Genomic DNA, 9,900 nt, shown 5'->3' on the forward strand with positions numbered 1-9,900 from the left:
CGTGAATCGATAACTAAAAATCCGGCCTTTTCAGGCCGGATTCGTAAACCACACATCGATGCGACTCTTTAAAAGTCGTAGCGGGCAGTCAACCGGAACGAACGTGGCGTCTGATAGTTCACATCGTTCAAGTAGTTCGGGCTGATCACATCACGCGAGGCCTCACTGAACTCGTTGTACTCGGTGACGCGGTCGTTGTTGAACAGGTTGAAGACATCAAGCTTGATGCGCAGCTTGTTGTCGGCCCAATTCGGCATGTACACCGCCGCCAGGTCGAACGTCCAGGTCCAGGGTGTGCGCCCTTCATCGCCACGCTGACGCAGCACCCGCGTACCCTCGGCGTTCAAGCAGTAGAAGCTTGAGCCGCTGTACCCGGTCAGCGTCCCTTGATCGGGCTGGGGGATGTCGTCCAGCGGGATGTAGCCCTGGCAATTGACCGGACGGCCGGACTGCAGCACCAGATTGCCGCCAAACTGCCATTCCGGCGTGAGGGTGTAGGCGCCGAACAGCTTCAGGGTGTGCTGGCGATCGTTCGGGGTCGGCCCATAAGTGCCATCGGTGAACAGGCGGTGATCGAAGTCCTGGGTGAGGCCGGCGTCCTCTTGTTCCAGCGTGGAATTGACGTAGCCCTCGACGTTGCCGCGTGTCCTGGCGAACGTATAAGAGCCCTGGAAGTTGAACTTGTCACCGGTGCGTTCCCAGAAGAACTCCAACGCAGTGTGCAGGCGGCGGTATTCGGGCAAGCCAAGATATGAGGCCGGCAACGTGGCCAATTCCAGTTCGCCATCGCCGTTCAGATCGACGTTGATGGTCACATCACTGCCAGGATTCAAGAAGTAGCAGTTGGGAACCGTGCTCGGATCGAAGTCTGGATAGCCATTGTCCGCTGCCCAATCGATCCAGGGATTGGTCGTGCAGGTGTCGTCCATGCCCGACTTCACTTCGCGACGGATCATACGTACGCCCGCCATCCAGTTTTCCGTCAGCTGTAGCTGACCGCCCAGGATCACTTCATCCTGATACATCGGAGAGAGATTGGTGGAAGCAACTGATGCGGGGTTGGGTGCAGCAAGTGAGCCATTGGTCTGGGTCTGGCCAATCTGCGCACCTTGGCCCACCGGCGTGCCATCGGCTTCGCTCCAGCCATTGACGAAGTACCAGTTGGACACGGTCGATTCGGCGCCGGTGGCGCGGATACTGGAATTGGTCGCCACCGGGATGTAATAGCGGCCTGCGGTACCGAACAGCTTCAAGCTGGAATCGCCCAGCACATCCCAGGAGAAGCCCAGGCGCGGTGCCATCTTGTAATCGGATTCAATCCAGGCAACGCCATCGCCGTTCTTGTTTTCAAATTTCTCACCGCGCAAGCCCAGCACGGCAAGGAAGTTTTCGGTGACTTGCCAGTTGTCTTCCAGGTAAAACGCGCTGTTGGTGTTTTCGTACGTGGAGCTGCTGCTCTGGAACACGCGCGAACGTGCGTACAGCGCATTCCGCGGTACCAGCTGACCGTTGACCGTGCGACCAGGCCGGCCTGCGAACGCGCCGGTGGCTACCGAATTGCCAGGCACCGTGTAATACGCCCAGTTGATGCCACCGGCATAGGTCCGGCCACGGTGACTGGATTCGTACTTTTCCTGATCCACGCCGAAGCGCAGCCGGTGATCGCCCAGGACCCACTCGCCATCGATACGGAACGCTTTGCGGATGTCTTCGTCCGGCTCGGCATTGCGGTCGGCGATGGTGGAGATCGTGCCCGGGTTGCAGCCGATGTACCGGTCGACCACGCTGGTGGTCAGGCCGAAGCTGTAGGCCCAGGGGCATTCGCTGCCGGCCGGATCGGCCGGCAGGCGGGAGTCAATCAGATTACTCAGATAGCCGTATTGCGCCGATAACGTGAAGTTGTCAGTGAAGTAGCCGGTGTATTTGAGGATGCCGATCTTGCCTCCGTTTTCCATCTCGTATTGTTCGATCGGCACTTCGTGCCGGCCAATGTTGTAGCGGTTATCGCCGTTGGCGTCGGTGGCGTATTCGTAGGTGCGGTATTTGGTCTTGGCCTGATTGTAGATGCCGGTGAATTCGACCAGGTTGCTGTCGTTGATGTACCAATCGAGCTTGACTAGGCCCTGCGGGGTCGTGTCACTGACGCGCCGGCTGGTCAGCGCGTAGAAGTTGTCTTCAGTCTCCTGGCGGCCTTCCACCATTGCAAAGAAGAACAAGCGGTCCTTGATGAGTGGGCCGCTGGCATAGGCAGAGTAGATGGTGCTGTCGAACTGATCGTCGCTGCGGTACTGGTACAGCGGGTCTGATGCGTCGGGGTCACGCTCGCGCACGTCTTTACCTGCCGCCGCGCCCCAGTCCGGTGCCCATTCCACGCTGCCGCCGTAGTGCCACTCGTTGGAGCCGGCTTTGGTGACGATGCTGACGATGCCGCCCAGCGAGCGGCCGTACTCGGCGCCATACCCGCCGGTCTTGATCTGCAGCTGGCCAATGCTCTGAAACGGCAGGTTGGCGAACGACAGGAACGTGCGCATGTTGGTCACGTCGAAGCCATTGATGTAATAGCCGTTCTCGGCCACCGACGATCCGCCGAACGAGGCAAGGTTGCCTTCACCGAGCCCGCTGTCGCCCCGGACCGCGCCAGGCGCGAGCAGCGCGACCGAAGACACGTCGCTGGCCACCGGCAGCGAGACCATCTGCTCAGCGGTGAACACCGTGGTCGATTCCACCGAGGAGACGTCGATGGGGTTGAACGCTTGCGCGCCCACCACCTCCACCCGGTCCAGCGTGGTGGCATCGCTACCAAGCGATACCTGCGCGCCGCTACCGACCTTGACCTCCACCTCTCGGGTCAGCCCGTTGGAGGTCACGATGTATTTGCCCGGGGGGAGTTGGCTGAACGTGAATCTGCCATCTGCAGCGGCGGTGGCCGAACGGCTCACACCCGTCTGAGGGCTCTGGATGGCGATTGTGCTGCCGGGCTGCCCACTACCGAAAATGGAGCCAACCGCGCTCTGCGCCTGTACTCCTCCGATGACACACATGCCTAGCGCCAAGCTCAGCGCGCTGCGCTTGATGTTCCTGGACAACGAACTACGGACCCCTGGACGCGTCATTCCTCTCTCCTGATGAACTCGGTCGCGAACACTGCAGACGTGGGACTCGACTGCAAGCGCAGTCGAGGGGGAGCTGGGATTCAGGACGTCTTGGCGACAACCTGAACGGATGTCACATTCCTGAAGCCTGTCTGAAGATTAATCGAATATGTACGGAAATGTCATCATCCGGCAATTTTTGGCAAATCCGGTGCTTTTGGGCCGAGATCTGGACGTGCGGATGCTGTATGGGAATGAAGTACTCGGCCGTCGTGCATCGACGCTGGATCGGTGCCGCTGAGGCAGGGGGTCGGGCGCTCGAAGCGGTACGAGGCCAGCGCCGGCGTGCTGCGTCGGATGTTGCGGAACAGGCATCGCGCCTGCTCGAGCGATGCGCGCAGATCGACCCTGTGTGACCAGGCAGCGCGGGTCCACCGATCAGGGATACCAGGCTGGATCAGCACTACGTTGAGAATGCGGTCTTGAAGCGGCGTCCAAGTCGACGGGAGCGCCAGCAGCAAACTCCACGGCAGTTCCGGCCTGATGCCGGTCCTGCGTGGCTCGGCTGCTCGGATCCATCAATCAGCGGCGCATCGATCATCGCTGGCGCGCTATTGCAAGCGTTCCTGGCGCGCGGAGCGCCCACATCGCTGTCGCACGTGCGTCGGCCGCATGGTGCCTGATGGGCGCTGGCCCACCAGTTCAACAAGAACACTGCGCCCAGACGATGCGCCCAGGCCGGGATGGAAGCTGCCTGCTCGCAGAACAGGCTTGGCTGCTGCCTAGAGCACTTCTGGCAGCACGGCCTGCAAGGCATTTGTTTCCACCGCGCATGCATCCGGTGCGACCGGCTTGGCCGTTGCGATCTCCCTGCGCGCGGCAGCAAGATCCTGTTGAAATTGCGGGTTGTCGTGCAACGCGGCGACAGTGGCCGCGCCCATGATGCGGCCCTGCAGGACGTCGCTTTGCCAGTGCACGTTGCACACCAGGCGGCTATCGCCGAAGGCGCGGCCACGTGCCAGTAACGCGTTGCGTTGGGCGGGAGCGATTTCCGACAGGATCAGGCCCCAGGCCCAGCCGATGGCGGTGTGGCCGGACGGGTAGGAACCGTTCTTGCGCAGGGCCGCATCGTCGGCCGGGGTGCACATCGGCTGTTCGTTGCGCATGAACGGGCGTGGGCGCTGATAGCGTGCCTTGGCGGCGCTGGTGCTGCTGCTGGCGTCGCGCATGCTGCGTTCGAGCAGGCGCAGCAGATGCGGTGTGCTGGCCTGATCGATCTGCACGCCGAGCGCGCAGCTGAAGTGGCTGGCCGCGTCGGGAAAGCTCAGTACCGCGTCGCGCGTGGCCAGGTCCCAGCGCGGTGTGCCGCGCAGTCCGAGCATGGCCTTGGCGATGGCCTCGTCGTTGGCGAGCGCGGCACTGCCGTCCTGCGGCGGGGGCGGTACCAACTGCAGGCTGTCGGGCAGCTGCTGTTTTTCCAGGTAGCCCTGCGCGTCGCTGGCGAGCACCGAACCGGCCGGCTTGGCCGGTTGCCGCGCAGTGGCCACGCCGCTGCCGATCAACAAGGCGGCAAGGGCGAGGCTTGCCAGCGTCCATTGGCAGTGGCGAGCGATGCGGTGGGCCATGACGATTCCTCGAAGCAGCACGACTGGAAGAGCGCGCAGATTACGACGTGCAGATGACACGTGCATGCCAGCACAACGCAGTCGCAGCGCGGGATACGTAGCAGTTGTCTCGGCACTGTCATCTGAGCGTCGCATCGACGCAAGACAGCTGTCGCACGCTTGCCGTCATCTTTTGACTCTTCCCCCATGCCTCTCATGCCCAAGACCCATCTGTTAAGTGCTGCCGTGTTCACCGCGCTTGTGCTGTCGCCGGCCGCACGTGCTGCCGATACGCCGGCCGACGTGTCCGCCGATACCGGCTCCACCGTGCAGCAACTCGATGCGGTGTCGGTGATTGGCCAGGGCGAAACGCGCCAGGTGCAGCGCATCACCCAGCAGGACATCCCGGTGCTGCCGCCAGGCACCAGCATCCAGAAGCTGCTCAACCGGATGCCGGGCGTCAACGTGCAATCCAACGATGCCTTCGGTGCCAATGAAGAGTCGCAGACGATCAGCCTGCGCGGCTTCAACGGAACGCGTCTGGGCTACACGCTCGACGGTCTGCCGCTGGGCGACAACGCCTACGGCAACTACAACGGCCTCAACATCAGCCGCGCATTGATCGCAGAAAACTTCGGCGGCGTGGAGCTGGCGTCGGGCATCGGTGCGTTGGGCACTGCATCGACCAGCAACCTCGGCGGCACCATCCAGTACTACTCGGCCGACCCGTCCAGTGTGTTCGGCGGCCAGGTGTCGCAGACGGTGGGGTCCGATGCCAACCGTCGCACCTTCCTGCGCGTGGATACCGGCGACTACAACGGATTTTCTGCATACCTGTCCGGCATCGAAGCCACCGCGGACATGTGGGCGCGTCCGGAATCGCCGACCACCACGCGGCAGTTCAATGCCAAGGGCGTGTACCAGTTCGATGGCGGCAAGCTGACCGCGTTCGCCGACACCTCGCGCACCTCGCAGGCCGATTATTCCTATCTGTCCAAGAGCGGCATGGCGCGCGGACTGGGTTGGGACTGGAATCTGTATGCGCCGGACTGGAATCGCGCACTGGCGGCGGCGTACTGCGCGCCGGCCACGCGCAATGCCGCACGCTGCGGCTTCAGCGGCGGCGTGGATAACGTGGACGATGCGTATTACCAGAGCCGCGCATTGCGCGACGACGATCTGTTCTACGTGGCCGGGGACTTCCAGCCCAACGATGCGATCAGCCTGCATACCCAGGTGTATCACCACGAGAACAAGGGGCAAGGCCATTGGTGGTCGCCGGGGCAGGCGTCCAACCCGGGCACGCCGCAGGCCTTGCCGATCTCGATCCGCAGCACCAATTACTGGATCAACCGCACCGGCGGCATCGCCTCGCTGGGGTGGGATCTGGGCCCGCATCATCTGGAAGCCGGGCTGTGGTACGAGCGCAATCACCATGATGTGGAGCGCAATTTCTACTGGATCACCGGGCCGGTGGACGACGACAAGTTCCTGCAGAATCCCAACCGCCGCCTGTTCTCGCAGAACTACGTGATCACCACGCGGCAGTTCTATGTGCAGGGCAACTTCAAGTTTCTCGATGAGCGTCTGAGCCTGGACCTGGGCATCAAGAGCCCGAGCACCGAAATGACCGCACGCGAGACGCCGGGCATCGCGGTGGAAGCGCCGGTGGCGACCGGGTCGATCAAGGCCAGCGAGTCGGTACTGCCGCAGATCGGGCTGGGCTATCGGCTGGCCGAAGGCCAGGAAGTGTTTGCATCCTATGCGGAAAATATCGCCGCATTCCAGGGCGGTGGTGCCGGTGGTCCGTTGCTGGTGACCCAGGCCTCGTTCGATGCCAGCGTGGGCGCGCTGGAGCCGGAGAAGTCGCGCACCATGGAGGCCGGTTATCGCTTCGTGCGCGATCACTTCGAAGCCTCGCTGGTCGGCTACGACGTCACCTTCGACAACCGGCTGCTCTCGCTCAATCCCTGCGCCAGCATCCAGCAGGGCACCACGCCGGCTTGCACCACGCGCTTCTTCAACGTGGGCTCGGTGAGCAGCCGCGGCGGAGAATTGACGGTGATCTGGAAGCCGACCAGCTACCTGCAGTGGTACAACTCGGCCTCGATCAACCGCTCCACCTACGACGACAATTACGTGCAGAACGGCGTGACCATTCCCACTGCCGGCAAGACCACGGTGGATACGCCCAAGCGCATGTTCGCAAGCGAAATCGCCTTCAATTACGCCGGCTGGAACGTCAATCTACGCGGCAAGTACACCGGTGAGCGCTTCTACACCTACACCAACGATCAGGGCTTTGGCGGCTACACCTCGTTCGATGCCGGCGCCGGCTACGAATTCGGCCAGGTCGGCGTGCTGCAGGCGCTCAAGCTTTCGCTCAATGTCACCAACCTCACCGACAAGCGCTACGCGTCCAACCTCACCGCGTTCGCCAACAGCGATCCGAACGGCCGGCAGCTGGCGTTTCACGCCAGTGCGCCGCGGCAGGTGTTTTTGACTTTGGATGCGAAGTTCTGAGGACGGGATTGGGGAGTCGGGATTGGGGATTGGTAACAGCTTGTCTTGTGGCTGCTGACTGATTTCCGGTGGCGATCGACGTGGATGGTTTTAGAGTGGCTGGTAAGACTCAGGAGTGGTTGTCAGGCGAGTGCGGACGATGCGGAGAAAGCGGGATGTACGCGTCGTACATCCCGCACCAACCATCGGCCGCGCTCGCCTGGCGGTTGTACCGTGGTGTTGATGGCTGCTTTTTCGTTGGAGAAATGCATCATGCAGTTCCACCGTGTTCTAGTGTTGGGGGCGATGATGGTCGGCATGAGCGGGCCCGCATTGGCAGAGGCGCCTTTGGCAAAGACGGTGCAAATCTTTGCGCACCGTGGCGCCAGTGCGCTGCGGCCGGAACACACCTTGGCCTCCTATGCCAAGGCGATCGTCGATGGTGCGGATTTTGTCGAACCGGATCTGGTGTCGACCAAGGATGGCGTGCTGGTCGCCCGCCACGAGAACGAGATCGGCGGCACCACCGATGTGGCCAGCCATCCGGAATTTGCCGCGCGCAAGACCCGCAAGACCGTCGATGGTCAATCGATGGAAGGCTGGTACACCGAAGACTTCACCTTGGGCGAATTGAAGACGCTGCGCGCGCGCGAGCGATTGCCGCAGTTGCGTGGCACGCGTTGGGACGGGCAGTTTCAGATCGTCACCTTCGACGAGATCATCGATTTCGTCGCGGCAGAATCGGCAGCGACCGGGCGCACGATCGGGCTGATTCCGGAGATCAAGCATCCGAGCTATTTCAGTGCGCTGGGCTTGCCGATGGAAGACAAGGTCTTGGCCACCTTGCAGGCGCATGCATACACACGTAGCGCACCGGTGGTGATCCAGTCGTTCGAGACCGGCAACCTGCGCTACCTGCGCGGCAAGATCGGGCGGCAAGGCAACATCCGTCTGCTGCAGTTGCTGGGTGGAGCGCAGATGCCGCTGCCGGATGCAGGCAAGGGCGATGCGCCGGGGACATATGCGGACCTGATGACCCCCGCGGGACTCAAGCGGGTTGCCACCTACGCCGATGCGATCGGGCCGGACATCCGCGCCATCATTCCGCTGGACGCGCAGCAGCGGCTGGGCCAGCCAAGCCGCCTGGTGCGCGATGCGCATGCGGCCGGATTGCAGGTGCAGCCGTATACGTTCCGTCCGGAGAATTATTTCCTGGCCGCGGAAAACCGCAGTAGCGGCCCGGTCACCGAGCGGAACGACGCAGGTGCGTTGGCCGAACTCAAGACCTATCTGGACACTGGCATCGATGCGTTCTTCGCCGATGATCCGGGCCTGGCGCGGCGCGCGTTGAGCGGGCGTGCAACGCGTTAAACGTTGGACGCATCTGCGGTCTGTAGGAGCGCGCTTGCGCGCGATGAAGCGTTCCCGATAACGCTCCATCGCGCGCAAGCGCGCTCCTACGTCCCAGGTGGCCGTTCGCGCGGCGGGAAGTGCAGCACCACGTTTTCCGAGCCGTCTTCCTGGCGTTGCCAGAGCACCGGGACCTGACGCGGCGGTGGCGGTTCCAGCATCGCGTGTTCGGGGTTGCTCACTTCCCAGGCAGCGTCTTCGTCCTCGTCTTCCCAGCTGTAGCGCGGCCCGGCCTGCTGCGGGTCGCGCAGGCGCAACAGCAGCGCGGCGATCAGGCCGGCCACTGCGCCACCCAGATGCGATTGCCAGGACACGCCGGCTTCATGCGGCAGGATGGTCACCAACATGCCGCCGTAGAACAGGAAGGCGATCATGCTGGTGGCGATCGCCGGGCGGTCGCGCCGCAGCAGGCCCAGCACGAACACCAGGAACATCAGGCCGTGGGTGACGCCGCTGGCGCCCAGGTGGCGGCTGCCAGGCTCGCCCAACAACCACGCCCCCAATCCCGAGCCCAGCCACAGCAACGGCAATGCCATGGCGGTGGCGCGCGGATACACGCTGCCCGCCAGCGTGCCCAGGATCAGCAGCGCCGCCGCATTGGCGCCCAGGTGCGCGAGCGAACCGTGCAACAGCGGCGCGGTCAGGATGCCGATCAGGCCGTCCGCCTGGAGTGGCGCGACCGCCCAGGCGCGCCAGTCGAACATGCCCTGCGCGGTGAATACCGCCACCAGCAGCAACACGGCAGCCAGGCTGATGTTGAAGGCACGCAGCACCCGCGAGCGGTCCAGGCGGCTCTGAGTGGTGGGATCGGGGGCGAGGGAATGCGTTGTCATACATTCACGGATGGCGGCGTGGTTTTGCCTTTGCAAGCCCCGTTTGCGCGGGATAACCGGATCCGGCGGCGGGACAATCCTGCTGCCCGCCGGGCTGATACGAAGCCCGGCAGGCAGACCGCGGCAGCAACGCATTCACCGCAGTTGGGGTGGCAACCCGGGCGCAGCACCGAGGTTCCGGTATCGCCTGTGGTGCGCTGCAGCCCAGCCGAGCAGTAGGCGGCGTAGCAAACGATCAAGGCTGAAGACCCCGACCGGGCTCAGTGGCAAGAGACCAAGCCAAAACCGCGGCATCCCTTGCACCACCACTTACAGCCAAGCACAACTCCGATTCCCGATTCCCGATTCCCGATTCCCGATTCCCGATTCCCGAATCCCGAATCCCGAATCCCGAATCCCGAATCCCGAATCCCGAATCCCGAATCCCGAATCCCGAATCCCGAATCCCGAATCCCGAAT

General features: G+C 63.1%; 5 protein-coding genes. 2 read left to right on the forward strand and 3 right to left on the reverse strand.

All coding sequences use genetic code 11. The annotated features are described in order from the left end of the window. Nucleotides 1–68: 68 nt before the first annotated feature. Together Y887_RS07950 and Y887_RS07955 are read right to left on the reverse strand one after the other, a co-directional pair. The gene (locus Y887_RS07950; RefSeq protein ID WP_248827420.1) at nt 69–2,939 is read right to left on the reverse strand and encodes a TonB-dependent receptor plug domain-containing protein; all 2,871 of its coding nucleotides are present in this window, start codon (nt 2,937–2,939) and stop codon (nt 69–71) included. 935 nt (nt 2,940–3,874) lie between these two features. Beyond that, nucleotides 3,875–4,717, reverse strand: coding sequence for an acid phosphatase (locus tag Y887_RS07955; RefSeq protein WP_046963831.1), 843 nt, complete (start codon nt 4,715–4,717; stop codon nt 3,875–3,877). A gap of 195 nt (nt 4,718–4,912) precedes the next feature. On the opposite strand from Y887_RS07955, the gene Y887_RS07960 reads away from it, so the two are divergent. Together Y887_RS07960 and Y887_RS07965 are read left to right on the forward strand one after the other, a co-directional pair. After that, nucleotides 4,913–7,219 carry a TonB-dependent receptor gene (locus Y887_RS07960; protein WP_046963832.1) on the forward strand — a complete coding sequence of 769 codons (2,307 nt, stop codon included), beginning with the start codon at nt 4,913–4,915 and terminating at the stop codon, nt 7,217–7,219. Nucleotides 7,220–7,471: 252 nt separating this feature from the next. Further along, the gene (locus Y887_RS07965; protein WP_425445613.1) at nt 7,472–8,569 is read left to right on the forward strand and encodes a glycerophosphodiester phosphodiesterase; all 1,098 of its coding nucleotides are present in this window, start codon (nt 7,472–7,474) and stop codon (nt 8,567–8,569) included. Between the two features lie 86 nt (nt 8,570–8,655). Here Y887_RS07965 and Y887_RS07970 read toward each other — a convergent pair whose 3' ends face one another. Then, nucleotides 8,656–9,441: a rhomboid family intramembrane serine protease gene (locus Y887_RS07970; RefSeq protein WP_046963834.1), complete on the reverse strand. Its 786-nt coding sequence runs from the start codon at nt 9,439–9,441 to the stop codon at nt 8,656–8,658. Nucleotides 9,442–9,900 lie beyond the last annotated feature (459 nt).

The organism is Xanthomonas pisi DSM 18956 (genome assembly GCF_001010415.1).
GTDB lineage: Bacteria > Pseudomonadota > Gammaproteobacteria > Xanthomonadales > Xanthomonadaceae > Xanthomonas > Xanthomonas pisi.

Excerpts from the sequence above, each read along its gene's own strand:
- Y887_RS07955 (WP_046963831.1), bottom strand. The coding sequence starts at position 4,717 with ATGGCCCACCGCATCGCTCGCCACTGCCAATGGACGCTGGCAAGCCTC.
- Y887_RS07960 (WP_046963832.1), top strand. The coding sequence starts at position 4,913 with ATGCCCAAGACCCATCTGTTAAGTGCTGCCGTGTTCACCGCGCTTGTG.
- Y887_RS07965 (WP_425445613.1), top strand. The coding sequence starts at position 7,472 with ATGCAGTTCCACCGTGTTCTAGTGTTGGGGGCGATGATGGTCGGCATG.
- Y887_RS07970 (WP_046963834.1), bottom strand. The coding sequence starts at position 9,441 with ATGACAACGCATTCCCTCGCCCCCGATCCCACCACTCAGAGCCGCCTG.